This window comes from Vibrio metoecus (assembly GCF_009665255.1).
In the GTDB taxonomy this organism is placed as follows: Bacteria; Pseudomonadota; Gammaproteobacteria; order Enterobacterales; family Vibrionaceae; genus Vibrio; species Vibrio metoecus_B.
This window is the reverse complement of sequence record NZ_CP035687.1, coordinates 827,161-851,045: the sequence shown is the minus strand read 5'-3', so window position 1 is coordinate 851,045 and position 23,885 is coordinate 827,161. Positions and strand designations below refer to the sequence as shown.

Sequence of the window (23,885 nt, the reverse complement as noted above, 5' to 3'; positions counted from 1 at the left end):
GGGTTGTCGATATAAAGTCATGTTTGTGGTGAAAGCATTACGGGAGAGACATGATTTTGTGTAGGGGGAAACAACTTACTTTTCGCGGCAGTTGGGTGAATGGCTTCATAGCCGGAGCGTTCACCCTTTCTTTTCTTACCCAATAAGGCGGCGCTGCCCATGAAACCACATGATGTGGTTCACCTTATCCAATTCCTACTGTTATTGCGTGCACAATAATTCATATAATGAGCCGCGATAATGATTAAAAATCTTGATCGAGGACGAGCTAGATGGCGAGTGTCACGTTAAAAAATGTATGTAAAGCTTATGGTGATGTGCTGATTTCCAAGAACGTCGACCTAGAGATTCAAGAAGGCGAATTCGTGGTATTCGTAGGTCCTTCTGGTTGTGGCAAATCGACTCTGCTGCGCTGTATCGCAGGTTTGGAAGACATTACGTCTGGCGATCTGTACATCGGTGAGCAACGCATGAATGATGTGGAACCTTCCAAACGCGGAGTGGGCATGGTTTTCCAATCCTACGCGCTTTACCCACATCTCAATTTGTACGACAACATGTCGTTTGGCCTCAAGCTTTCAAAAGCCGATAAAAGCGAAGTTAAAAAACGCGTTGACCATGCAGCAGAAATTCTGCAACTGAGCCACCTGCTCGATCGTCAACCGAAAGCACTTTCCGGCGGTCAACGCCAGCGTGTTGCCATTGGCCGAACTCTGGTTTCGCAGCCCAACGTATTCCTGCTTGATGAGCCGCTATCCAACCTTGATGCCGCTTTGCGCGTGCAAATGCGCTCAGAAATTACCAAACTACAACGTAAATTGGGCTGCACCATGATTTACGTTACCCATGACCAAGTAGAAGCCATGACCATGGCGGACAAAATTGTGGTGTTGGATGCAGGATTCGTGTCTCAAGTCGGCAAACCACTTGAACTGTACCATTACCCACAAAACCGCTTTGTAGCCGGATTTATTGGCTCACCTAAGATGAACTTTATGAGCGTGTTCATTGAAGCGGTTGAAAAAGATCGCGTGCAAGTTCAGCTTTCCAATGGCACCACATTCTGGATCCCAGTCGACGGTACAACCGTGACTCGCGGAGAACGCATGTCGCTCGGCATTCGCCCTGAACATTTGGTCGAAGCAGAGCATGGCGATGCCAAAATTGAAGGCAAAGTAATGATCGTTGAGAAGCTGGGGAACGAAACCCAAGTGTATATGAACCTGAAGGGTTCAGATTCTGACGTGATCTACCGCCAGCCAGACACACTAGATGTCGAAACTGGCGACACGCTCACCATTGGTATTCCCGCACATCGCTGCCATCTATTCCACAGTGATGGCCGTGCTTGCCGCCGTTTACATAAAGAAAAAGGCGTTGATCTTCCCGCATAACCATTTCACCTTTGCTTGCTATGCCCTCTTAACTTAAGAGGGCTTTTTCTTTCTGCCAGTCCGAGGCCTAAGCCGTTCACTCGCCGCCTAATTTTGCAATAAATTGATGTTATACCTCTTGTGAATGCGCCCTCTCTTCCTCTATGGTCTAAAAGTCGAGAGACTCAAACATCAGTTAGGTAATTACATGAACAGTCAGTTAACGCTCAGAGCATTAGAACGTGGCGACTTACGCTTCATCCATAATCTGAATAACAACCGCAACATCATGTCGTATTGGTTTGAAGAACCTTACGAGTCATTTGATGAGCTTGAAGAACTCTATAACAAACACATTCACGACAACGCAGAACGGCGCTTTGTGGTCGAAGATGGCAATAAAAACCTGATTGGCTTAGTGGAACTGATTGAAATCGACTACATTCACCGCAGCGCTGAATTTCAGATCATCATTGCGCCAGAGTATCAAGGCAAAGGTTTTGCTCGCACGTTGATCAATCGTGCGCTGGATTACTCCTTTACTATCCTCAATCTGCACAAAATCTATTTGCATGTCGCGGTGGAAAACCCCAAAGCAGTACATCTGTATGAAGAGTGCGGATTTGTGGAAGAAGGCCACTTAGTCGAAGAGTTTTTCATCAACGGTCGTTACCAAGATGTTAAGAGAATGTATATACTACAAAATAAGTACTTAAATAAAAGCGAGTAAAAACATGGTTAGCTGCAGTCAATACGATTACATTGAACTGGCCTGTTTGTTCCATCTGCCAGTCAAATTAACAATGAAAAATGGTGAGGTGTACTACGGTGTCGCGTCCGATACCCAGCGTAATAGCCAAAAGCAGGAGTGCATTGAACTTCGTGGTGAAGAAGAGACGTGGTTGCTCGAAACTGGGCAGTTAAGTTCAATGGAAGCCTTAAGTGAACAGCCCCATTTCTCTGTTATTCATTTCAAATAACCCACATTGAACGATACAAGGCAGCACGGCTGTGGCGAGCTGCCTTGTGTTTTATATTCGGATGACTTGGTGTTGCCGCTTCAAGCCGTTTGTGGATGGTTAACTAGCAATATCCAGTTTATTACCACTCACCCCATTGGTACGAAACCAACCCGCGATACTCACACGATCTGCATGTGCTTCCAGCACTTCATGGGGAAAACGTTCAGAAAGAAACACCACCAAACGCCCCGCTACCGGAGCTAACGTTTCAATCCAGTTGTCCTGTAAATCATAGATTTTTAGCTCACCGCCATCGGCGGGCGTCCACTGTTCATTGAGGTAAAACACCGTGGTTAATTTGCGGTTTTCGTTGCCTCGGAAAGAATCGAGATGCTTAAGATAGAAGTCACCCGCCTCATATTTCGCGAAGTGTGCTTCGTACTCAAACAGTCCTAAAAAGAAATGACGATTCACTTCACGTCGGATCTGCTCCATCCGTTCTAAGTAGTCTTGGATAGGTTGCCCCATTGAAAGATCTAACCACTGAATCTTGTCACTGCGAATATCCGTTGCGCGTTGTGTCTCCTCGTTTCTTCCAATGCGTGCCCGTTTCCAATGTTCAGGAACACACTCTCGTAGTGCTTGCACTTCTTGTGGGTTCAAAAAATCGTCCCACACATACCAACCTCGGTCTGCAATTGCATCCATTAATGCGTCTAACGCCATGATTCTCACTACATGAACAATAAGATGCGCGTTATATCTGGCTTAATCGCACTCAGCAATTCGAGTTATTAATCTCCAAGATCAATATTCCTGATGGATAGACTCAACACCTGATTGGGAACTTATTTGCGGCCTGATAATCCAACAAGCATCTCGCTGAATAAAGGAAAGAACATGATTGTCACAACCACGCCAAACGTTGAAGGTAAACGCATTGTCCGTTACTGCGGAGTGATTGCGGGTGAAGCCATCCTCGGAGCCAATATTTTTAAAGACCTATTTGCAGGGATCCGCGATATTGTGGGTGGCCGCTCCGGAACGTATGAGCGTGAATTAGAAAAAGCCCGCAGCCTAGCCCTAGAAGAGTTGCAGCAGCAAGCCGCAGCATTAGGTGCCAATGCCGTGGTCGGTATTGATTTAGACTATGAAACTTTCGGTAAAACCAATGGCATGTTGATGGTTTCCATCAGTGGCACGGCTGTCGTTGTTGAGTAGCGCCGATGCTCAGATAAAAACAAAGAAGGCCGTGCATAACGGCCTTCTTGATACTTTTCTCAGCGTTGTAAATAGGAAAGGGCGAAGCAGATTAAGAATTCACTTCCTCAATACCGATATTGTTTTTCGCCCAAATCAGTGCCTGCAAACGATTTTTGGCATTAATTTTCTTAAATACATTATGTAGATGCGTTTTTACTGTATTTTCACTCACAAAGAGCTTGTCTGCGATTTCAATATTAGACGCACCACTACCGAGCAATTTAATGATTTGTTGCTCTCTTTTCGTTAATTTTGCGTACATCTGCGAAGTAACCACTGAGTTACCTGCACGATAATGAAGGATATATTCCTGAGCTAACTTCCGTGTGAGCCACATTTCATCCTGCAAAATTTTACTCATACCTTTGATGAGCGTATCCATATCGTCATCAAGATAAAAGACACCCGCAAGATTGTTCCATTTGAAAAGCTGTTTGTGTTCAATCTCCTGAGGACAATTAATAATCACCTCTTTCGCCTCGGGACAACTGATATGTTTAAACGAGCTGTAATCCGTTAAAACATCATCTGAAATCCTGGAATAGTCAATCAACAACATCTGGATATTACGGCTTTCAGGTTTATTTTCTTCTAGCCACAACTCAGAAAATGGTGTGATTTCCAGCACCACGGGAAGTTTGGACTCTAACGCTTCTTTCAATAATCTGGATTGCATACAAACATCAGAAAGCAATCTAACGTTTAGTTTGTTCCCATCTTTCATTTCACCCCTCCTAACACATCAAGCGAACATGATTAAAACTAACGTTAAGAAAAGGGAAGTCAATGTTCAGAAATTAAGACAACCGATGAACCGATTTCAATCATAAAATTAATCTGTGTAATTCATGAGCTTAAGATAAAATCTCAATATTAAGAATATCAGACAGCAACACGCATATCTTATTGATATATAAAATCAGTTTCTTAGAAGATTGTTAAGGGAGTGTGCATCAAAATTCGTATTTATTCGCTTTTATTCATTTCTTAACGTATCGAACATGCGACAAATGGCTTTCAAAAGGAGGTTTAGTTAGTCTCAACAACATGAAAAGCACATTCCTATGTCTGTGCAATGACATTCTTATTTCAGACTCACTAGAGAACGGAATTTAATTCTTTTTGCTTATATATTTGCCTGATTCCTCAGACATGAATATATGGTTATATTACAGAAAGGCTCATCTCAAATTGAGTATTCATTTTTGAGCCGATTTTCTATTTTGAAAATTATCATAAAGACTTCACTATTTTTCCAAAAAATAGAATAACCAACTTATCCGTTACAACATTTTAAAATCGCTCGTAACATTACTGGGGCAGCTGATAACGATAATCGGCCAGTTCAATAAAGGTAATATGCTAGAATAAGTAATGACATAATATTCAGGTCACTATCCTAGACTCGCTAATTTATATCACTCTCCACCCTTTGAATTGCGACATAAGATCACCATTACCATCTTTCCGAAAAACCTGAAGCGATGACACAAACCGCTGACAGACGGATCGTTTTTTAACGGGATAACTTAATAACACGGTTCATAATCCGGTCTACTTGGGTAGTCCGGATTTTCAATTTCAGAAAGGTCAAAACAATACATCGTTCGGGGAGCCCTAAAACGTTGGCGATAACACCCTTTGATTTACGTGCGGTACAACACCTTAACGACATGCCAACCAAATTTGGTTTTGACTAACTGAGGTGTCAATACTTCACCTTGAAAGCAGGCTTTATCAAACGCAGGAACCATTTGCCCCTGACGAAACTCGCCCAGATCACCACCTTTTTTACCAGAAGGGCAAAGCGAGTATTTTTTGGCTAAAACGTGAAACTTAGCGCCTTTTTTCAGTTGAGCTAAAATGTCGTCTGCTTGCTCTTTATGTTTTACCAGAATATGCAAAGCTGCCGCGGTACGAGCCATATTTTCCCCCTGCTTTATCGAGCCGCGTAGTGTACCCGAACAACAATAAATGTAAACGCATGGCTGAGATCAAAGCAAATCTACCGATTATCGGCTAAATTCAAGCCATTCCGTTGCTGATACGGTAATTTCGGTTAGTATAAGTAAGAGTTCGATCAGATAAAGAAAACATTATGGCTAAAGTCGTCAGTAAAGCGAACCAATCACAAGGAATGTTGATGTTCACACTCAGTGCCCAGCAGCAACTTTTCGCTATTGGCACACTAAAAGTCCGGGAAATTGTCACTTATCAACCAATGACTCAAATCCCTTATTCGCATCACCATGTCATCGGCACCGTCACGATACGTAATTTAACGGTTCCGGTCATCGATATGGCGGCTGCGATTGGTTTTCGCCCAATACAACCGAGTGAATATCAAAAATGCTACCTGATTGTCACCGATTGCCTGCGCACTGTGGTGGCGTTTATGGTGCGCACTATTGAGAAAATCATCGAGTGCGATTGGCGCCACATCGAATCGTCACCGTCCACTGCAGGGCATGATGTTTTTGTTACTGGCATCACTCGCTATCAAGATAAGATTGTGCAGCTGCTCGACGTTGAATTACTGCTTTCTAAGATTTATCCGCAGTATGAATCGTCTAAAGTACCCATGCTGACAGATATTGAGCGAGAGCGCCTGAAACCCTTGCATATTTTATTGGTGGATGATTCTTCAATTGCACGTAAGCAGCTCTCCGACGCTTTAGATAGCATCAATATACCTTACCAAATTTGCAAAAATGGTAGTGATGCGATTGATCTGATGCGCGACATGGCGCAGCAGCATCGTGCGATTGATATTCTCGTTAGCGATATTGAAATGCCAGGATTGGATGGCTATGAATTGGCGTTTGAAGTTCAAAATGATTCACAGCTCAACCATGCTTATTGCATTTTGCACACTTCTCTTTCCAGTGAAATCTGTGTTGACCGTGCGCATCAAGTTGGCGCACATGAAGCACTGGAAAAGTTCAACGCTACCGAGTTGATTGAGGCAATGCTGCGTGGCGCAAAGAAACTGGAAAGTCAGCGTTTAAAAGTACATTAAAGCCCTGCTTACCCAATACTTGTGGCAGCATCTCGATTCATACTTATACGCAAGTCGAGATCGCTGCCGATAGCATTAAAATGGCCATATATCGTGCCAAGATTTCTCATAATGCCGCAGCCACACTCGTAGCTGATTTGATAAACTCTCTTGCTCCTCGGCAGAAAATCCCGACAGTAACTGTTCTTGCAAAGCCACGTATTCCAACAGTAATACTTCTACACGGCATACCCCTTTCTCGGTGAGAGTCACTTCAACGTTACGCCGGTCATAGATACTCATGCCCCTCGTTAGTAAGCCTTTTTGTTCCAAACGATTTAGGCGGTTGGTCATCGCACCTGAACTCAACAATAAACTGGCTTGCAAATCAGAAGGGGTCAAACAATACGGAGCTCCAACTCGACGCAAAGTCATTAATACTTCAAACTCTCCCGCCGTTAGCCCAACTTGCTGATAAAATCCCATCATCAACCGCTCAACACGCTTGGTAATTCGTAGTAAGCGATCTATCACCGACATCGGTAACGTATTTAACTCAGGGTTTTCATTCGCCCACTCTCTTTGCACTCTATCCACAACATCCATCGCCCTTTTCCCTGTCTGAATGTTCGACGCCTCGCCCTTCAGCTACCGCTTTCAACGCTTACAACCATTGGGCTACAGTGGTTAACGACACATCAATATCTTAAAAAACGTGACCTGCCGTTCAGGCAAAACAATTTTGCAGCGTTTCTGCCTTAAATCCGCTAATCTTAAGTTTATGAAGATATCTTGCATATTCGAATGAAGTGATGACGACTGAAGATTTCAAAAAATCCACTGCTAACTTAAAAAAAGCGGTTCCGTTGATGATGAAGCATCACGTAGCAGCCACACCCGCGAATTATGCATTGTGGTATACCTATGTTGATCAAGCAAATCCACAACTCAACACTGAGATGGATAGCATACTGAACAATTTTGGTCTTTGCCCCCCAGCCTCGGGCGAGCATTTATATCAGCAATACATTGCGACAAAAGCTGAGATAAATATCAATCAGTTGCGCGCCAATGTTGAAGTTTTATTAGGCGAGATCAGTAGCTCGATGACAGACACTCTCAGCGACACAAGTGCCTTTGCCAACATCATAGATAAAAGCTTTAAAGAGTTAGAAAGAGTTGAGCAAGATAATCTTTCCATTGAAGAGGTGATGACGGTAATCCGTCAGTTGGTCAGTGAATCTAAAGATATTCGCCACTCAACCAATTTTTTGAATAATCAACTGAATGCTGCCACGCAAGAAATTTCACTGCTGAAAGAACAGCTAGCAAAAGTTCAAAAAGATGCGCTGTTTGATAGCTTATCTGGCCTCTATAATCGACGAGCCTTCGATGGCGATATGTTTACGTTGATCCATGCTGGCCATCCCGTCAGCTTAATCATGCTTGATATTGACCATTTTAAAATCCTCAACGATACCTACGGCCATTTGTTTGGTGACCAAATCATTCGTGCGATAGCTAAACGCCTACAAAGTCTGTGTCGTGATGGCGTTACCGCCTATCGCTATGGTGGAGAAGAGTTTGCACTGATTGCCCCCCGTAAATCGATGCGGATCGCGCGACAGTTTGCAGAGTCAGTGCGACGTTCAATTGAGAAACTGACGGTGAAAGATAGACGAAGTGGCGAGTCTGTCGGCAGCATCACTGCCTCTTTTGGAGTCGTAGAGAAAATCGATGGCGATTCTTTAGAGTCCTTAGTCGAAAGAGCAGATGCATTACTGTATGACGCGAAAAACCTAGGCCGTAACCGAGTGATGCCCATTTAACGCCATCCATATAAGGTCTTAGAATACACGGCGTCATCCCCATACAAAAAGCCAAGAGCACACCTGCACTCTTGGCTTTTTTGCGTTTTATGCTTTCAATTAATGAGCGAAACAATCACCCAAGAAATACTCATCACCATTACGTGCGGTATATTCTTTTTCTTCAATTCGTGCCTGTGGGCGGCCTTGCTCATCACCTTTAATCAAACTGACCCAATGGCGAATAGTGGTACTCGGTTGCATCTGTTCGTCGCTATGATTCAACACGGTACAGGTTTCTAATTGAATATCGGCAATTTCGCGCAATTCAATACACCCAGTCCCTCGTTGACAACCTAACGTCAGCTCAACATGACTCCCTTGCCCATCACGAAATACAATGTGACTCGGATTTTCTTTGCTACCATTAAACGCTACAAATTGCTTAGGGTATTTCAAGCCACTATGACGACCATCATGGAAGTAAGCCAGCAAGTGATTGTAATCAATGACATATGCGGTCACATCTTGATGCGTACCACTTTCTAGCGGAAAAAGTCTATCCAGCAGTTGTTTCGCTTTGATTTGCTTCTCACGTTGCTGATTGGCAGCGACCGTTTCTACGGCGAACACAGCTTCAGCGATAAAGGGTTTGTTTTGGTGTTGGATTTCTGTTTTATCAAACGTCAGCATGTTCATCGTTGTTCCCTCATCCAGATCAAATTGATTTTTCTGCAAAGACACTGGCGATCTTTTCGCCGGATTTGTGACTTCGCTTACTTGGTAGACTAGCGGATTTTTGACTACAATTTCACAACAAAAATTTTACAATGTGAATTTTACAAAATGAGTGTGTCTAAAAGTTTAGTTCGGCAGTCCCATTTTCTGGGAACTAAAGTCAGAAATCTGAGGAAAAGAAACCACTTAACGATGGAGGATCTTTCTGCTCGTTGTGTTCGTGTCAGTCCAGAATACGCTCCTTCTGTGTCTTACCTTTCAATGATTGAGCGTGGAAAACGGGTACCAAGTGTCGAAATGCTGGAAGTGATCGCGGAAGTTTTTCAAAAAGATCCGATTTGGTTTCTCGATGACGAACCTGAACAAGTGGACATCACGCCAGAAAAAGGCAACCGAGGCGGGATCAGCGGTATGGCGCTTGAGCCTAGTTTTCTTTTTTCTAATGACATCTTACAAATTGCCATCCCTGAGATGCTGTCTCAAACGGGGATCACAGGACGTCAATTTGCCCACCTATTAATACGAGCCCATCAAGAAAGCTTGCAGAATCACTTCCCCGATCTAGAGCGTGCCGCTGAAGAAGTAGGCCTAAAACGCCTTAATTTGTCAGTCACAGATTTGCTGGATATTGCCAAAAGTCTTGGTTTAGACGTGCGCTGGGTCAAGCGCACTCCCCATGATGTTACCGATGAGCTGGGTGTCAGTGCAAAGCAGTTAGTCACTTCATTCTTTGAGCCCCCCGGCCGCATTTACTTGAATGAAATTCTGCGTGAATACCCCACACGGCTTAAATATGACCTTGCGGTGTATATTGGACACAATGTGTTGCACAACAAAGACGGCTTAAAAAGTGTTTTGTCGGTCGGACATACTCAAGGTTGGGATGAAATGGTCGACACTTCCCCATCTTCTGAGCTTAACTCGCAAGATATTCTGCAAGCGTGGCGGGATTTTGAGTCCAGTTTTTTTGCAGGAGCCCTACTCTGCCCTAAAGTGCCTTTTAGACAATTGCTGGATCGTAATGGTTATGAAATCAGCGTGCATCAAAAGGCTGGAGTATCGCCTTCAGTCGCAATGCGGCGAATGACCGTCGTTTCGCCTTATCCACATTGGCATTATTTTGATGCTTATGGTGAAGGGAAACTCAAAGCCGTTTATCGAGGAAATGGCATTCCCCTCCCTTGGGGCAATATGCGTAAGGTGAACGATCCATGCCAGCATTGGGCGGTATTTCGTAGACTTTCACAACCACAAAATGATAGTTCAGCGCAGATCTCCATTCTTACCGTTGGTGACGAACCACGGATTTATTGCTGTGAATCGATTAATGTGATCGATCCTGCGGGGAACAATCGGGTGCTGTGCGCTGGCATCGATCTTAACCCGGCAATTAATGCCCAAGGTGGCGATGCGCTTGCGATAGCTCAGGAATTGAAAATGAGTTGTGTACAAAAAGGAGGAACAACGGCCATACCAGCGCCCATCAAGCGTGATTTACGTACCATCGCCAAAATTCTCAATATCAACTGGGTTGAACGTGGTATTGAGGGTGACGCCAGACTCATCTGCTCACGCGGAGCCGTATGCCCCAGGAAACCGAAATGTTATGGTGAATGCGGCGGATAAAAAAAGGCCAACCACAAGAGGTGTGATTGGCCGTCTATAAGTGTGAACAAGGGTGTTCACTAACAACGTCAGTTGGCTAGGTGACCCTCGGCTTAGAAGGGTCAATCTAATTAATGCAGGTTACGTGCCAACTTTAAATTCGACACTTTTGTAGTAAAATCGCATAAATTATGAGCAGTTTCATTGCAGCTAAACTCATAGAAGACTGACAACATGCAAAATTTTTGCATTTTGCAAAAGTTAAGTTTCGCAAAATGCATTTTTAGAATTGATGTAGTGGATTTTGTCTACGCTTGGCGGCATACATGCGCTGATCGGCTAACTTAAACATCTCATTAGGATCTGCAAAGGCGCGATTATACAAGGCATAACCAATACTGACGCGAATGTTAATCAGCTGGCCTTCATATACAATCGGGGTTTCAGAAATGTTCGTCAAAATCGTATCACACACTTTCAACACATCTTGCTCACGATGAACTCGCGGTATTAAAACCAAAAATTCATCTCCTCCAATTCGTGCGACTAAATCAGAAACACGTAAACAAGATTTAATGCGTTCTGCACAAGCCACTAAAACTTTATCGCCAGCAATATGTCCATACGAATCATTGATTGTTTTAAAGCGGTCAATATCAATATTCAATAAGGCAAAATTACCTTCACTATCAGAACGTTTGGCATTTTCAAAATAGGTATCAATGGTACAAATAAAATACCGCCGATTGGGCAGATGGGTTAAGGGATCATGTAAAGAACGCTCTTCTGCCAAATGATATAGCCGCACAATTACACCAAAACCAAGTAGCAAAAGCATGAGTATCGAATAGCCAATCAAGCGCACGATATGCTGTTCATACCAAGGTAAAAGTTGCAGTAGATTTTGTGTCTCTGCGACAGCGATTTGCCAACTTCCATAAGGGAAATAAACGGTTTCTTTTGCAAAAGCATGTTGAAAAACTTGTGGGTCTCCCCAAAACACTTCGCCATCACTGCCTAAACTATCTCGACCGCGGATAGAAAGCTGGAAATTCTCAGCAAAGCTTTGAAGTTTCGTTGAAGAGAGCAAAGACTCCCAGTCCATCACAACGCTAAGAACGCCCCAATAGCGGCTATTCGTTGGTGGGTCATAGAATATCGGCTCTCGGATCACCAGTGCTTTTCCACCTTGAACAAGGTTAACCGGCCCAGAGACAAAAGTTTGTTTTATTTCACGCGCTTTTTTTATCGACTCCCATTGCAACGGAACGGTTCGATAATCCAAACCAAGAACGGCATGAGATTGAGAAAGAGGATAACTAAAAACCACCACATCATTGGGTGCGATACCTAACGCTCTTAAATGGTCGCTGCTTCTCATTACCGCAGCAGACAATTGCTCCCAATGGTAGATTTTTAGCTCAGGATCTAACATTACGAGCGGGGTCAAACTTTTTACCGCATAGATATCGGCAAGAACCTCGGCTTCCAACTGAAAACGCACTGCGGATAACTCTTCTTTCGCATGCTGGCGAAGATCATTTTGTAAGATAAGTCGTTGATTGAAGTTAAGCGATTCAACCACGCCAATTCCGAAGAAGAGTAATGACAAGAAAAAAACCGTGATATATCGATTATTGTGTGAGGTTAACCCCATCCCTCAACCCTCAGCTTTATTATTGATTTTTGTTTATAAGTTACTGAGTGAATCACGCGATTCATTCGCAAGCAAACCCAAACAACTTAGGAGCATAACCAAAAGCCTTGTTCTCCAATAGAAGGGCAATTTGACATCTTAAATTTCACGATCAGCCTATCTACTAAGATTAACCCAAATGTACAATAAAGAAACCTATTGATTACAGAATTATAAATATAAACCATGATGAGCACGCTTATTTTAAATAGATATTCTCCTTCAGGGAAAATTACTCTGCTCGATGGGCAACTTGAGTGGTTTCCACAATTCCTAGCACTCCCACAAGCAGAAGAGGCTTTGACACAATTAAAAGCAGAGTTGAACTGGCAACAAAAAAGCATCCGTTTATTCGGTAAAAGCGTTCTTCAACCTCGGCTTATCGCTTGGTATGGCGAAGAGGATTACCGCTATTCAGGGTTAACGTTGTCTGCACAGCCCTTCCCTGAACGACTCGCGCAATTAAAAACGCAGTGCGAACAGGCGGCTAATACGAGGTTTAACTCGGTGTTGGCAAATCTTTATCGTGATGGACAAGATTCGATGGGATGGCATCAAGATAATGAGCCTGAATTAGGCACAAACCCGACAATCGCTTCCTTGTCACTGGGTGAAAGCCGTCGGTTCTTGCTGCGCCATAAACACGATCCCAAACTCAAAATAGAATGTGAATTAAGTCATGGCGATTTACTGATCATGGCGGGAACTACGCAACATTTTTGGCAACACGCGATCCCTAAAACTCGGCAAACCAAGCAGCTGAGGATCAATCTCACTTTTCGTAATATCCGCTTATAAACGGACCGCGTTTCTGACATAGCATTAACGGTAAACTCACATCACGGCTGTACATCTCCGTTAAAGTTCATTGGTTTAAAAAGTGAACAATATCGACTGGGTACAGCAAAAATGCACAAAAAAATGATCGTTATGTGGTCAGCCCTTATTACCGCTCTAACGCTAACCACAACCTCTACTTACGCACAGACACAGGCGTTGCTAACCCCTTATCAAGACGCAGATAGCATACGATCCTTTTCCGACCAACCTCACCGACAGGGAATAGAACAGGGTTCTGTTGCTTCGCTGTCTTTTCAAGACACGGCGGCTATAATTCGCCACACGTATGAAACACTGTTGTTTACGTTGCCCGGCTTCAAAGAGGGACATTACGCTCTGCGCATGTACCGACAAACCCTCGACGACAAATATGCCGCCGCGATTGGCAGTGATTTAGCGCGTGTAGCGAGCCGTTTAAATTACTTTGCCGAAGATGTGCATAGTCCAGAACAGATTCAACGTTATGCGCAAAAACGCTTGAACAGTTATCAAAAAAGCCAAGATGAACGGACTCAACGCCGTTTTTCCGCCACCCAAACTATGCCGGAGTACCTGTATTTAGGTATCGATTTATTAGGCTCGATGGCTCGCGCTAACGAATATGGGCTCAAGCACAAAGACGATGACAAACTACGCCAAGTCTTACGACGTTATGACTTTACCCCTTATGCGACCAACACTGGGATGATCGAAACTTGGGCGGCTCAGTTAGCCAATCAAGTTTATTGGTTGCGTCAATTGGGTGAGCAAGATGTGGTAGAACCGTTTATTCAAGCTTTTCGAAACACGTATCCAGATCAACGAGATAGCACACTCGATGATCAGCAATACGGCAATAAGTTGTACGGTATGACGCACATTATTTTTGCGGATTCAGAGTATTACCAACACTTCGTCAGTGAACAACAGCATCAATGGATCTATGATTATTTCCGCACTCACCTCGACACAATTTTACAACGAGCAAAACCCGACATTGTAGCGGAAGTCGGTATTTCATTTTTGCTTGCGGGCCTTGAAGACGATCCGGTGGTGCTGAAAACCCGCCAATTTATCCAGGCACAGGTGGATACACAAAAAGGGATGATCCCATCAACGTCTGGCGATTTTGATCTCTCCCTCGGTGAGCACCGCAATGTATTGGCGATCATGCTACTCGATTGGCGCTCAGTGAACCCAGCTCCGGTTATCAACCAACAACCACAGGTGTTTACTCAGCTTCCTTACGGACTAGTGAAACGCTAAAACCTGCACGCCTATACCGTTTTTAACCTCGCTTTACGCTCCGTGAAGCGAGGAATTATTCCGTTAATCACGGTTGTCACAATAATCAACACTAAACCCAGTTGTTGAGTGACCCCATATTCCACATCAAAAAACAGCATTTGCCATAACGCACTAAACAGTAAATTTGTAAAAATCAGTGGGGCAAGCTGTGAACCAGATTTGGCCAAACGATAGGCTTTGGCACGGAAAACCTGTGTATTCACGACCAATACAGAGGCCAAGATTAAAGCACCAAGAGTGAACATCCCCTCCTGATCAAAACCAATTCCGGTTATCGAAGTTAAATCCCCATTCCAAGGAACTAGCAATAAGAGTGGGCTCAGTAATAAAGCAGCAACCAAAAACGTCCAAGCGTGGATTTCAATGGAACGCATATCACTTTTGGCTGCACGGAACAAACTCAGTTGAGATCCCGCATTAAAGAACCCAGCCCCTAATCCTGTCAGCAACTCTGGCCGCCAAATAATACTTCCCGTATTTCCTGCCAACATCATGACACCGATCAATATCACACATACGCTCACTACCGTTCGCCAAGCCAATTTCCCACCCCAGAGTAGTTTTTCAAATATCGGGATGAACAACGGACCGGTACTGAATAGCACCACACTTTCAACCAGCGAAAGGGCTTGTAATGAATAGATGAAACAGAGTTGGCTACCCGCAATACAGACAGCGCGAATCATCAAAGAAAATAACATATTTTTCTGTGGCCAACGGAAATGAGTAAATTGCATCGCAATCAATAAAAATAGGGCGGGAATAATAAAGCGTAAAAAACCTAGCACGGCAATCGGCATCATCTGTGCGAGGTATTTACTCAAGAGCCCGGTCAACGACAAGCTGAAAGTCGATAACAACATGAACCACACTGGAAATAAATAATTAGGCATACCACTCTCCTTACATTGCCCCTAGTGTAAGGAGATGACGGCATAAAAAATAACGAGTAATATTAACCAGACATGTTAGTTAAACTTACAAGTTTGGTAATGCGTAAACTCATCCCACTCAAATCCCTTTATTCCTTTGTTGCCGTGGCGGAAACGGGCAGCATGACGCTTGCAGCAGAAGCATTGAGTGTCAGTCACTCAGCCGTTAGCCAAGCGATAAAAGCGTTAGAGCAACAGCTGGATCAACCCCTTTTTCATCGTGTAGGTCGTCAAGTTATACTTAATAGTAATGGTAAACGTTACTATCAAAAGGTCGCCCCAGCCCTAGAACAAATCGTACAAGCCACTGAATCACTACTCAAACCGGCATACAGCAATCGTATTACCCTTAATATGATTAACTCGTTAGCTCTGCATTGGTGGATTCCACGAGTGAGCAGCTTTCAAGCTTTCGCTCCAGAAGTCGATGTCCGCATTTCCACTTTAACGGGACCCTTCTCATTAGAAGAACAAGGGGTTGATGTCGCGTTGATTCATGGCCAATTACGCGACTGGCAAAGTTACTACTGTGAGAAATTAGCTGAAGATGAACTGGTGATGGTGATAAACCAAAACGCATTCAAGGACGAACTCACCCCAAAACACGCATTAACGCAGTTCCCTGCTATTTTTGTGAATAACCCGCGACGTCAGCAAGATTGGGAAATTTGGTGTCAAGCTAATCATGTAACGCCACCCACACAGCAGCGCAATCTTTCTTTTGCCGCCTCAGCACAAGCCTTACAAGCCACGCTGAGTGGTTTAGGTTTATTTGTTACTCACCGATTATTTGTCAAACAGGAAGTTGAAAGCGGCATTTTGAAAGAAATTGGGCAGCGTGTAATCCACCCAGATCAAGGTTATTACTTTGCCTGCCATGCCGATAATTTACGTTCTGAAGCCGTACTAAAATTAAGAAATTGGTTGAGTAACGAATTTCAACAAAATAAAAAATCAGCCCAAAGTAGTAGTTGAATATTTATCTTTCTGGATCTGCATCATCTAAAAACAGGCGTTGAATACAATTTGCATATCAAAAAGATGAATAAAATCACACTATTTCGTTTTCTTCGCCCTTCAAATAAGCTAATTTCATCTAAACTTTAGCTAACTTCACAAAATGGTTCGGATTTGGGATGGATAGCTTCGTTGGCAACCAATTAAAAGAGATGACGGAGATGCGCTTTGCTCGTAAGCAGCATATTGTTCTGATCAGCTCTGGCGTTGCTACCGCTATTTTTCTGGTTTTTGCTTTTTATTACTACCTCAATCACCAGTCGTTATCTTGCATCCTACTCTTATTGAGCGGTGTTGCTTCTCTTTTAAATATGGTTTCGCTTAATCGCCACCGTCAACTCCATACACAAGCCGATTTAATTCTCTCCTTAATATTGCTCACCTATGCGGTCGCTCTTGTCAGTAATAATCAAGGGGAGTTATGGCATCTTTTGTGGTTGTACCCTCTTATCACCACGTTAGTCATGATCAACCCATTTCGAATGGGGGTGGTTTATAGCGCTGCGATTTGTTTAGCTATGACGGTTTCCGTCCTATTTCTCCATTATAAAACCGGCGTAAATCACATTGTTCACAGCTATTTTTTAATCAGTTTGTACGCTCTGACGATTATCTGTAATACCGCCTCTTTCTTTTTTTCTAAAGCGATCAATTATATTCATGCCTTATATCAAGAAGGGATTGAAGAGCTGGCCTATCTCGACCCATTAACAGGGTTAGCGAATCGTTGGAGCTTTGAAAACTGGGCAACAGAGAAACTCAAAGAGCAAAATGAAACCAATGGTATTACCGCTTTGGTGTTCCTTGATATCGACAATTTCAAACGCATTAATGACAGTTATGGTCATGATGTTGGCGATGAAGTTTTAAAACATTTTGCCCACCGCTTGCGCAATAACGTGCGCAATAAAGATCGCGCCACCAATCAGCACGACTATTCGATCGCTCGTTTTGCTGGTGATGAGTTTGTCTTACTGCTTTATGGCGTGCGCAGCTTACGCGATCTCGATGGCATTCTTGAACGTATTTGCTCTTTGTTTGTTGACCGTTACCCCGAAACCGAAATGCTCAATCAACTTACCGTGAGTATTGGGGTAGCCATCTACCCTAAAGATGCGATTACACTTTCAGAGCTCACCCGTTGTGCGGATAAAGCCATGTATGCGGCCAAACATGGTGGGAAAAATCAATATCGATATTACCATGATGCTGCCTATCCTCCGCCCATCGAAACGGCATTAAACCTCAATCCTAATGATGCCCTCAATGTGACACCGTTGAAAAAAGCGCATTAATTTGAGCCCATCATATACATAGTCCATAAGCCTACGATACCGAAGACCGTTATCCACACTGCATATCGAACCGTATTAGGCTTATCTGGTTTGGGTTTAACCACGGGTTTTAATGCCGTGCGTTTGGCGTGCTGTATGAAAGAAGGTTGTGATTCTTGCAACTCCTCCCGCTTGTGCTGCGCGTAATTTGCCGTCTGCGTAAAACGCTGCAACTGCTCTTTGGTGAGATCTTGGCTAGGGTCATAATTAGAATACTGATCCGTGTGTTTGGGTAAAATCGCCATCGCTTTTCCTCCCTCTTTAGTTGCGTCCATTACAATAAGTTTACTGGCTTATTACACGTTGGCTTACGCCATCAAAGTGAATCATTCAAATTTCTCGAATATGAGCCTCAATTTCCCCTGCTGCTCATCTTACTCTCACTTCTCTACAATGACTCTCATCGGCGCACAATCTGCAATGGAGAAGCCTCATGCTTAAAGACCGCGAAATTCGCCAGACAGTTCCCGCACAGCCAACATCCGATGGGGATGGTGTGAAAATTCAACGTATCGCTGGGTTTCAACACCCAAACTTTTCACCTTTTTTGATGCTAGATGAGTTAAAAGCGGACAGCCGTGCTGATTACGTGGGCGGATTTCCACCACACCCACATCGTGGCATTGAAACGCTGACGTACATGTTGCAAGGACACTTCCAACATCGCGATCACATGGGCAACATTGGTGAGCTGAGATCCGGTGGTGCGCAATGGATGGCAGCGGGGCGTGGTGTTATCCATAGTGAAATGCCCATTATGCAAGAAGGGCAGTTACACGGTTTTCAAATTTGGATTAATCAGCCCGCTCGTGACAAGATGTCACCAGCTAAATACCATGATTTTCAACCAGAGAGCATTGTTGAATATTCTCAACCACAACAAGGCTTACTGCGTGTCATCGCCGGATCCATCACTGTGGATGGCGAAGCGATCACCGGACCGTTAACGGATACGGGAGTGGCAACCAGTGTTGCAGATTGGAGAGCAGAAGCAGGACAGCAGATTCGCTTCGACACTCCCGAGCACTTTAACGCGATGTTGTATGTCTACCGTGGCAATATCACCATTGGTCAGCAATCTCTCAGTGCTGGAAACATGGCAATGCTTTCTGCTGGAGAACGTTTGACGATCGAGGCTCAAAAACCTAGCGGGTGTTTAATATTGATGGGAGAACCGATCAATGAACCTGTCGTGCATTACGGGCCATTTGTAATGAACAGTATGGCGGAAATTGAGCAAGCGATTCGCGATTACAACGCAGGCCATTTTGAAAACTACTAGCCAATGCTCAATTGAGTTCGATGGAAAACACTGAAATCCGATTTCGGCAGACACCCTTTCTCTCCCTCTCAATGGGAATAAATGATCGGGCGTATGCCTTATAGCTCCCTCGTTTGGGAAAACCATGTGAAATCCACTGCCAATTCCAACTTTAAAGAACAGAACTTTGCCTAAACAACAGGTGCTAAAAATGGGAATTTAGCCAACTAAATTCCCCTAAGTCATCACGTTGTTTGAACCCATGCAGTCTGCTTTTAGATGGATAGAGAGATCATCGATGGTTTGCCACACCTTTTGCGGTGTGGCTTTTTTTATTAAGCAGGTAAAAACTCACACAAGTAGGCTGTTGCAACTTCCACCTGGAGATCAAAAGAGGAGTTACCCTCAACATCAAATGCCTCACCTGCAGTGAAGGTTGTCCAGTTTTCTTCACCGGCACGTTTAATGGTCAACGCCCCTTTCACAACGGTCATACGCTCAGGTGCACCAGTACCAAAAGTGTATTCACCCGCCGCCATAACACCCACAGTGCTTTCACCGTCTTGTTGGCTAAATCCCAGTGACTTTACTTTGCCATCAAAATACACATTTTCCTTAATCATTTTTTCTTCCTGTCTGTTGTATTCATTACTGCAGCGTATGAACTGCAAAATCCAAGCGAGAGTTGTAACTCATCGCCTGAGTTTGTACAAGAGTCACCAATGGATGAACTAAACTAAAATCAATAACAAAAGATCGTGAATCGCTTTCAGAACTGCACAACGTCACTCACCGTATCTAAGAGTCTCGTCAGCAAACACGAAATATATCTGGACATAGGATCACGCTTTTACCGTATGGCTTTTGCGGTTACATGTGGCTTAGCCCAATCTAAGCGCGGGCATAAAATTACGACTTTTGACGTATATTATGCTGCTTTATTCAATGATTTTTTATTATCCTATAGCCATCAGGATCGTCAGTAAGGTGTGATTTACGCTACCTATGACCTAAATAGACATCCATCGTCATCATGAATTTTTCGGCCAAGTGAGCACATGTCAAAAGAACTGGTATTTAAATCCGTATTCTGGTCATCACTCTCCATTTTAGGCGTTGCATTTGCCATGCTGCTGTATGTGAGCTACCAAGATTACGTTAATCCTAAACACGTTTTTGGATCTTGGATTGAGATTGGAGCACCGAGTTATCAAACCGAAGTGCTGCGTTTTAATGAACAAGGCGTGTTTCGTAATGATCGATTGATCAGCACGACTTTCGAATTTGATGGTGTCGCCATCACCATTCGAACCGGAAATGGAACGTTTGTTTATGAGCTAGCAGGAACATTCAACTCCCCGCAGCTCAAGCGCATCCAACCCACTAATCCCACTCAACGGTTTATTCGTGAAGGGTTTGAATACACTGTGAACGATCAGGGCAATAACGCAACGCAGATCAGACGGTCTGCGTTGTCCGAACATTTCAACGAAAAATAATCACTTACCTAGCACCCTATTGCTCTCGGCAAAACCTCTTTCGCACTATGCTCTTGCTCCCGTTGTGCCAACCAATACAGTCCTATCATTCCTAAGCACAACACAAAACAAAATCCATATAACCATTGAGCATTCAAGTACTCAATCATCATGCCTCCGGCCAGAGGAGCAATCGCAAAGCCTAATGAATACAGTGCGGCAGCCCCAAAATAAGAGCCTCTTAAATGAGACGGCGCTAAACGATCTATCTGTACATTCAGCGTTGGAAATGTAATCACCTCCCCCATGCTCAGAACAAAACAAGCCAAATACCAACCTAAAGGCCACGCTTCAGGTGTAAACATAAACCCAATTTGAGCAACCCCCATCAGTGCCATTCCCAACTGGGTCCGTGTAAATAGAGGTACATTTTCCAACAGTTTCAAGGTGGGGAATTGGAATAAGATGATGGTCATCGTGTTGACCAAAACTAACCCAGCAACCAATTGCGCTGCATCAGCAATACCTGAACGAACAATAACTTGCGGTAATGACGATTCCACCTGCCCATACACAAACATCATCAGGAAGTTTGCCAACATCATTTTAACGAACACACTGTCTTTGCTGATCACTCTTAAAGTGGCAGAAAAATTAGGCAGCAGTGAGCGATCCGGTTTCTGAAAGCGACCTTTGCGTTCCAAGGTAGCCAGTAAAAACAAACCAAACAGAAAATAAGCCACACCTGTGACCATAAACAGCACTTGAGGGTGTGCCAAAGCAAGGGTTATACCGATTAATGGACCAATTGCCCCACCGAGATTGAGCAAGAAATAGCGAACATTAAGTGCTAATTCCCGATCTTTTTCATTCGGCAGATTATCACCAATTACCGCTTTTCCTGGTGCTTCAATCATTGGCCGCATTAGGCCTGTTAATACAATCATGATGAAAAATTGCCAAATCTGATCTGATAAGCCAATTCCGGTATAGGCAACCGTCGCGATTAAAGCCCCGCTGACCATAACCCATTTACGACCAAACTTATCCGATAAATAGCCTGAATAGAGTCCAGTCAAAGAACCGACTAATGCCGATGTGGCTAACATAGCGCCCACTTGTGTCGCGGTCGCGTGATAATCTTGATAGAGAAACACCACTAAAAAAGGCCAAGCCATAAAAAAGCTAGTGCGCGCAAAAAGGGTGCCGACTAACACCGTCCACACCGGAAAGTTAAAACGCCTTACTCTTTCCCACTGAAACAGACTTTCATTCTTTTCCATACTTTCTCCTTCCCTTGTCCACTGACATCACTTAGGCGACTTGTGTCACACTTTGTTTGTTATTTCATCAATATAAAGAGAAAAAATAGGGAAAGATAGCTTAATTTTCCAACACGCCGAGAATAGAGAGAAAGCATCAAATAACAGAATTAACCCTATGATAAACAGGTGGTTATCTATTCTGCTTACCTATAAAAAAGCCACAGAATCATCATGATCCTGTGGCTTTTTAAGCACTTAGCCAGTTTTTATCACTTTAGTATACGTTTACGGTTAAATCTCAATACTTATAGCTTGAAGAATGCCAATTGAGCTTTTTGTTTCTCAGCAAGATGCGAGAGTTCATTACTTGCACTCGCGCTTTGGCTGATACCGGTTACGTTTTGATGTACCAGTGTCGACATGTTCGAAACGTTACGGTTGATATCTTGTGTTACGTGAGACTGTTGCTCAGCCGCTGTCGCGACTTGGGCATTGCTATCGTTAATATCAGAAACCGATTCAGTAATACCAACCAGTGCATCATTCGCTTTCGCGGTCAGCGCTTTATTTTGTGCTAACATATCCAAGCTCAATTGCATGCTGTCATTTGCCGTATTCGATTGTGCTTGCAGCTCTTCAATAATGGCTTGAATCTCTTTGGTTGACTCCTGAGTGCGAGCTGCCAGCATACGGACTTCATCCGCTACCACAGCAAAACCACGTCCAGATTCCCCCGCTCTAGCCGCTTCAATCGCCGCATTCAGTGCAAGCAGGTTGGTTTGATCAGAAACCCCACGGATCACTTCAATCACATTGCTGATTTGCTCAGATTGCTCTTTTAAGCGCAGGACAACTTGAGCGGCATCATTCAGAGCTAAAGCCATATGTTCGCTGGCTTGGTTACTCTCAGTAAAAATCGTTAAACCTGATTTCGCTAGGGCATCTGCTTCACGCGCTGTTGCATCAGCAGAAGAGGCGTTATCACTTACATTATCTGCGGTGCTCGCCAACTCGTTCACAGCAGAAGCAACTTGTTCAATCTCCATCAGCTCCATTTGAGCGTTAGATTCTGCTTGAGTCATTACTGCGGCAAGTTCAGTAGAGGCAGAGGCGACCTCTTCACTGATACGCGTGAGTTGCTCTACCGTAGTATGAAGTTGTTGAACCGTGATATTCACATCTTTGCTGAGTTTAGCAATTTCGTTCTCGCCATCATCATCCGCTTTCACAGACAGATCGCCATGCGCCAGCTTACGCATCACCGATTGCAAACTATTGATTGGCGCAACAATTTGTCCAGATAATAACCATGCAGCCACCACAGACAAAGCTAATACGGAAAGCACAGTGATCATCGCATTACGCATCACTACCGCATTGCTCTGTGCACTCTGTTCCATCGATGTGGTCGCATAGTGGTTCACTCTTTGAGACAACGTATTGATTGCATTAATCATACGGTTGCCCGTTTCACGGAAATTTTGAATGAAAGCATTCGCCTCTTCTGTTGTGGCCATTCCTTGATCTAGTCGACTAAACAACGCCACCATTTTTTGTGATTCCGCTACATAGTTTTCAATGCACTGTTTGGCAACACGAACATCGCGACTAAATTGCGCATCTTGCTCCATCGAGCTTAGTGCCGAATTCACCTCTTTTAGACCATCACGCAGTTCAGCAACGAAGTTATTACGGCGTTCAGCATCATAGATCGCGTATACCGCGCTAATTCGCAGTGGGTAAATGGTATCGTCGACTTGGGCAATCGTATCTTTATAACGCACTAACGCATGTGTGTTATCAGAAATGGTGTGTTGTTCGCGGACTAAGTTAGTTTGAGTTAGCCAAAGAGCAATAACTAAAACCACCATAGTAAATAAAACGGGTAATAAAACTTGTGTTCGAATGGACAAGTTTTTCAATGAAAATGGCATGCATAACCTCTATCAGTATCATGAATGCATCCATGCACATGGGATTATCCCCAAGAAAAACACGGATGATCTTAGATACCAAAAAAGAAAATGT

General features: G+C 43.8%; 23 protein-coding genes and 1 pseudogene. 13 read left to right on the top strand and 11 right to left on the bottom strand.

Annotation, left to right across the window (positions count from 1 at the left end):
- Positions 1 to 272: 272 nt before the first annotated feature.
- The 3 genes from malK (at position 273) to EPB59_RS17210 (ending at position 2,353) form a co-directional block, all read left to right on the top strand.
- Complete coding sequence (malK, locus tag EPB59_RS17220) at positions 273 to 1,394, top strand: maltose/maltodextrin ABC transporter ATP-binding protein MalK (RefSeq protein ID WP_154174046.1); 1,122 nt, start codon at positions 273 to 275, stop codon at positions 1,392 to 1,394.
- A 187-nt stretch (positions 1,395 to 1,581) separates the two neighbouring features.
- The gene (gene speG / locus EPB59_RS17215; RefSeq protein WP_001088094.1) at positions 1,582 to 2,103 is read left to right on the top strand and encodes a spermidine N1-acetyltransferase; all 522 of its coding nucleotides are present in this window, start codon (positions 1,582 to 1,584) and stop codon (positions 2,101 to 2,103) included.
- Between the two features lie 4 nt (positions 2,104 to 2,107).
- On the top strand, positions 2,108 to 2,353 hold the full coding sequence (locus EPB59_RS17210; RefSeq protein ID WP_000253073.1) for a Rho-binding antiterminator: 246 nt from the start codon (positions 2,108 to 2,110) through the stop codon (positions 2,351 to 2,353).
- 99 nt (positions 2,354 to 2,452) lie between these two features.
- Here the strand turns inward: EPB59_RS17210 and EPB59_RS17205 are convergent, their stop codons facing one another.
- Positions 2,453 to 3,061 carry a 2OG-Fe(II) oxygenase gene (locus tag EPB59_RS17205; RefSeq protein WP_195707135.1) on the bottom strand — a complete coding sequence of 203 codons (609 nt, stop codon included), beginning with the start codon at positions 3,059 to 3,061 and terminating at the stop codon, positions 2,453 to 2,455.
- A 174-nt stretch (positions 3,062 to 3,235) separates the two neighbouring features.
- Between EPB59_RS17205 and EPB59_RS17200 the strand changes: the two genes are divergently transcribed.
- Positions 3,236 to 3,556, top strand: coding sequence for a heavy metal-binding domain-containing protein (locus tag EPB59_RS17200; RefSeq protein WP_000637498.1), 321 nt, complete (start codon positions 3,236 to 3,238; stop codon positions 3,554 to 3,556).
- Between the two features lie 91 nt (positions 3,557 to 3,647).
- On the opposite strand, the gene vpsT is transcribed toward EPB59_RS17200, so the two are convergent.
- Positions 3,648 to 4,322, bottom strand: coding sequence for a LuxR family transcriptional regulator VpsT (gene vpsT, locus EPB59_RS17195; RefSeq protein WP_055050325.1), 675 nt, complete (start codon positions 4,320 to 4,322; stop codon positions 3,648 to 3,650).
- 922 nt (positions 4,323 to 5,244) lie between these two features.
- A complete protein-coding gene (gene ppiC, locus EPB59_RS17190) occupies positions 5,245 to 5,523 on the bottom strand; it encodes a peptidylprolyl isomerase PpiC (RefSeq protein WP_000124504.1) in 279 nt (92 codons plus the stop codon).
- A gap of 173 nt (positions 5,524 to 5,696) precedes the next feature.
- Between ppiC and EPB59_RS17185 the strand changes: the two genes are divergently transcribed.
- On the top strand, positions 5,697 to 6,617 hold the full coding sequence (locus EPB59_RS17185) for a chemotaxis protein (RefSeq protein WP_001151683.1): 921 nt from the start codon (positions 5,697 to 5,699) through the stop codon (positions 6,615 to 6,617).
- A gap of 75 nt (positions 6,618 to 6,692) precedes the next feature.
- Here the strand turns inward: EPB59_RS17185 and EPB59_RS17180 are convergent, their stop codons facing one another.
- Positions 6,693 to 7,202: a MarR family winged helix-turn-helix transcriptional regulator gene (locus EPB59_RS17180; RefSeq protein WP_154174044.1), complete on the bottom strand. Its 510-nt coding sequence runs from the start codon at positions 7,200 to 7,202 to the stop codon at positions 6,693 to 6,695.
- Between the two features lie 206 nt (positions 7,203 to 7,408).
- On the opposite strand from EPB59_RS17180, the gene EPB59_RS17175 reads away from it, so the two are divergent.
- Positions 7,409 to 8,425, top strand: a complete 1,017-nt coding sequence (locus EPB59_RS17175; RefSeq protein ID WP_055050323.1) for a GGDEF domain-containing protein — start codon at positions 7,409 to 7,411, stop codon at positions 8,423 to 8,425.
- A gap of 99 nt (positions 8,426 to 8,524) precedes the next feature.
- On the opposite strand, the gene EPB59_RS17170 is transcribed toward EPB59_RS17175, so the two are convergent.
- Positions 8,525 to 9,103: a malate synthase gene (locus tag EPB59_RS17170; protein ID WP_055050322.1), complete on the bottom strand. Its 579-nt coding sequence runs from the start codon at positions 9,101 to 9,103 to the stop codon at positions 8,525 to 8,527.
- A gap of 231 nt (positions 9,104 to 9,334) precedes the next feature.
- On the opposite strand from EPB59_RS17170, the gene EPB59_RS17165 reads away from it, so the two are divergent.
- Positions 9,335 to 10,768, top strand: a complete 1,434-nt coding sequence (locus EPB59_RS17165; RefSeq protein ID WP_241666236.1) for a DUF3612 domain-containing protein — start codon at positions 9,335 to 9,337, stop codon at positions 10,766 to 10,768.
- Between the two features lie 262 nt (positions 10,769 to 11,030).
- Here the strand turns inward: EPB59_RS17165 and EPB59_RS17160 are convergent, their stop codons facing one another.
- Entirely contained in the window at positions 11,031 to 12,404 is a 1,374-nt protein-coding gene (locus EPB59_RS17160; protein ID WP_154174042.1) for a diguanylate cyclase, read from the bottom strand.
- A gap of 225 nt (positions 12,405 to 12,629) precedes the next feature.
- Between EPB59_RS17160 and EPB59_RS17155 the strand changes: the two genes are divergently transcribed.
- Positions 12,630 to 13,241: an alpha-ketoglutarate-dependent dioxygenase AlkB family protein gene (locus EPB59_RS17155; protein WP_154174041.1), complete on the top strand. Its 612-nt coding sequence runs from the start codon at positions 12,630 to 12,632 to the stop codon at positions 13,239 to 13,241.
- A 279-nt stretch (positions 13,242 to 13,520) separates the two neighbouring features.
- Positions 13,521 to 14,528, top strand: a pseudogene (locus EPB59_RS17150) (DUF3541 domain-containing protein); the annotation flags it as partial.
- Between the two features lie 11 nt (positions 14,529 to 14,539).
- Here EPB59_RS17150 and EPB59_RS17145 read toward each other — a convergent pair.
- Entirely contained in the window at positions 14,540 to 15,463 is a 924-nt protein-coding gene (locus EPB59_RS17145; protein ID WP_154174039.1) for a DMT family transporter, read from the bottom strand.
- Positions 15,464 to 15,562: 99 nt separating this feature from the next.
- Here EPB59_RS17145 and EPB59_RS17140 point away from each other — a divergent pair, with 99 nt between their 5' ends.
- Together EPB59_RS17140 and EPB59_RS17135 are read left to right on the top strand one after the other, a co-directional pair.
- Entirely contained in the window at positions 15,563 to 16,477 is a 915-nt protein-coding gene (locus EPB59_RS17140; RefSeq protein WP_154174038.1) for a LysR substrate-binding domain-containing protein, read from the top strand.
- Positions 16,478 to 16,638: 161 nt separating this feature from the next.
- Positions 16,639 to 17,814 carry a GGDEF domain-containing protein gene (locus EPB59_RS17135; protein WP_154174037.1) on the top strand — a complete coding sequence of 392 codons (1,176 nt, stop codon included), beginning with the start codon at positions 16,639 to 16,641 and terminating at the stop codon, positions 17,812 to 17,814.
- On the opposite strand, the gene EPB59_RS17130 is transcribed toward EPB59_RS17135, so the two are convergent.
- Positions 17,811 to 18,098, bottom strand: a complete 288-nt coding sequence (locus EPB59_RS17130) for a hypothetical protein (RefSeq protein WP_055050314.1) — start codon at positions 18,096 to 18,098, stop codon at positions 17,811 to 17,813. The two genes, EPB59_RS17135 and EPB59_RS17130, sit on opposite strands and share 4 nt — an antisense overlap.
- Before the next feature lie 188 nt (positions 18,099 to 18,286).
- On the opposite strand from EPB59_RS17130, the gene EPB59_RS17125 reads away from it, so the two are divergent.
- A complete protein-coding gene (locus tag EPB59_RS17125) occupies positions 18,287 to 19,135 on the top strand; it encodes a pirin family protein (RefSeq protein WP_154174035.1) in 849 nt (282 codons plus the stop codon).
- A gap of 314 nt (positions 19,136 to 19,449) precedes the next feature.
- Here the strand turns inward: EPB59_RS17125 and EPB59_RS17120 are convergent, their stop codons facing one another.
- Positions 19,450 to 19,737, bottom strand: a complete 288-nt coding sequence (locus tag EPB59_RS17120) for a pyrimidine/purine nucleoside phosphorylase (protein ID WP_055050312.1) — start codon at positions 19,735 to 19,737, stop codon at positions 19,450 to 19,452.
- A gap of 435 nt (positions 19,738 to 20,172) precedes the next feature.
- Between EPB59_RS17120 and EPB59_RS17115 the strand changes: the two genes are divergently transcribed.
- Positions 20,173 to 20,613 carry a DUF2850 domain-containing protein gene (locus tag EPB59_RS17115; protein ID WP_000032258.1) on the top strand — a complete coding sequence of 147 codons (441 nt, stop codon included), beginning with the start codon at positions 20,173 to 20,175 and terminating at the stop codon, positions 20,611 to 20,613.
- Between the two features lie 8 nt (positions 20,614 to 20,621).
- Here the strand turns inward: EPB59_RS17115 and EPB59_RS17110 are convergent, their stop codons facing one another.
- Together EPB59_RS17110 and EPB59_RS17105 are read right to left on the bottom strand one after the other, a co-directional pair.
- Positions 20,622 to 21,875: an MDR family MFS transporter gene (locus tag EPB59_RS17110; protein ID WP_154174033.1), complete on the bottom strand. Its 1,254-nt coding sequence runs from the start codon at positions 21,873 to 21,875 to the stop codon at positions 20,622 to 20,624.
- 287 nt (positions 21,876 to 22,162) lie between these two features.
- Entirely contained in the window at positions 22,163 to 23,791 is a 1,629-nt protein-coding gene (locus tag EPB59_RS17105; RefSeq protein ID WP_154174031.1) for a methyl-accepting chemotaxis protein, read from the bottom strand.
- Between the last annotated feature and the right edge of the window lie 94 nt (positions 23,792 to 23,885).

What these genes read in the sequence shown, in the direction of transcription:
- malK (WP_154174046.1), top strand. Translation starts at nt 273, where the DNA reads ATGGCGAGTGTCACGTTAAAAAATGTATGTAAAGCTTATGGTGATGTG.
- speG (WP_001088094.1), top strand. Translation starts at nt 1,582, where the DNA reads ATGAACAGTCAGTTAACGCTCAGAGCATTAGAACGTGGCGACTTACGC.
- EPB59_RS17210 (WP_000253073.1), top strand. Translation starts at nt 2,108, where the DNA reads ATGGTTAGCTGCAGTCAATACGATTACATTGAACTGGCCTGTTTGTTC.
- EPB59_RS17205 (WP_195707135.1), bottom strand. Translation starts at nt 3,061, where the DNA reads ATGGCGTTAGACGCATTAATGGATGCAATTGCAGACCGAGGTTGGTAT.
- EPB59_RS17200 (WP_000637498.1), top strand. Translation starts at nt 3,236, where the DNA reads ATGATTGTCACAACCACGCCAAACGTTGAAGGTAAACGCATTGTCCGT.
- vpsT (WP_055050325.1), bottom strand. Translation starts at nt 4,322, where the DNA reads ATGAAAGATGGGAACAAACTAAACGTTAGATTGCTTTCTGATGTTTGT.
- ppiC (WP_000124504.1), bottom strand. Translation starts at nt 5,523, where the DNA reads ATGGCTCGTACCGCGGCAGCTTTGCATATTCTGGTAAAACATAAAGAG.
- EPB59_RS17185 (WP_001151683.1), top strand. Translation starts at nt 5,697, where the DNA reads ATGGCTAAAGTCGTCAGTAAAGCGAACCAATCACAAGGAATGTTGATG.
- EPB59_RS17180 (WP_154174044.1), bottom strand. Translation starts at nt 7,202, where the DNA reads ATGGATGTTGTGGATAGAGTGCAAAGAGAGTGGGCGAATGAAAACCCT.
- EPB59_RS17175 (WP_055050323.1), top strand. Translation starts at nt 7,409, where the DNA reads ATGACGACTGAAGATTTCAAAAAATCCACTGCTAACTTAAAAAAAGCG.
- EPB59_RS17170 (WP_055050322.1), bottom strand. Translation starts at nt 9,103, where the DNA reads ATGAACATGCTGACGTTTGATAAAACAGAAATCCAACACCAAAACAAA.
- EPB59_RS17165 (WP_241666236.1), top strand. Translation starts at nt 9,335, where the DNA reads ATGGAGGATCTTTCTGCTCGTTGTGTTCGTGTCAGTCCAGAATACGCT.
- EPB59_RS17160 (WP_154174042.1), bottom strand. Translation starts at nt 12,404, where the DNA reads ATGGGGTTAACCTCACACAATAATCGATATATCACGGTTTTTTTCTTG.
- EPB59_RS17155 (WP_154174041.1), top strand. Translation starts at nt 12,630, where the DNA reads ATGATGAGCACGCTTATTTTAAATAGATATTCTCCTTCAGGGAAAATT.
- EPB59_RS17145 (WP_154174039.1), bottom strand. Translation starts at nt 15,463, where the DNA reads ATGCCTAATTATTTATTTCCAGTGTGGTTCATGTTGTTATCGACTTTC.
- EPB59_RS17140 (WP_154174038.1), top strand. Translation starts at nt 15,563, where the DNA reads ATGCGTAAACTCATCCCACTCAAATCCCTTTATTCCTTTGTTGCCGTG.
- EPB59_RS17135 (WP_154174037.1), top strand. Translation starts at nt 16,639, where the DNA reads ATGGATAGCTTCGTTGGCAACCAATTAAAAGAGATGACGGAGATGCGC.
- EPB59_RS17130 (WP_055050314.1), bottom strand. Translation starts at nt 18,098, where the DNA reads ATGGCGATTTTACCCAAACACACGGATCAGTATTCTAATTATGACCCT.
- EPB59_RS17125 (WP_154174035.1), top strand. Translation starts at nt 18,287, where the DNA reads ATGCTTAAAGACCGCGAAATTCGCCAGACAGTTCCCGCACAGCCAACA.
- EPB59_RS17120 (WP_055050312.1), bottom strand. Translation starts at nt 19,737, where the DNA reads ATGATTAAGGAAAATGTGTATTTTGATGGCAAAGTAAAGTCACTGGGA.
- EPB59_RS17115 (WP_000032258.1), top strand. Translation starts at nt 20,173, where the DNA reads ATGTCAAAAGAACTGGTATTTAAATCCGTATTCTGGTCATCACTCTCC.
- EPB59_RS17110 (WP_154174033.1), bottom strand. Translation starts at nt 21,875, where the DNA reads ATGGAAAAGAATGAAAGTCTGTTTCAGTGGGAAAGAGTAAGGCGTTTT.
- EPB59_RS17105 (WP_154174031.1), bottom strand. Translation starts at nt 23,791, where the DNA reads ATGCCATTTTCATTGAAAAACTTGTCCATTCGAACACAAGTTTTATTA.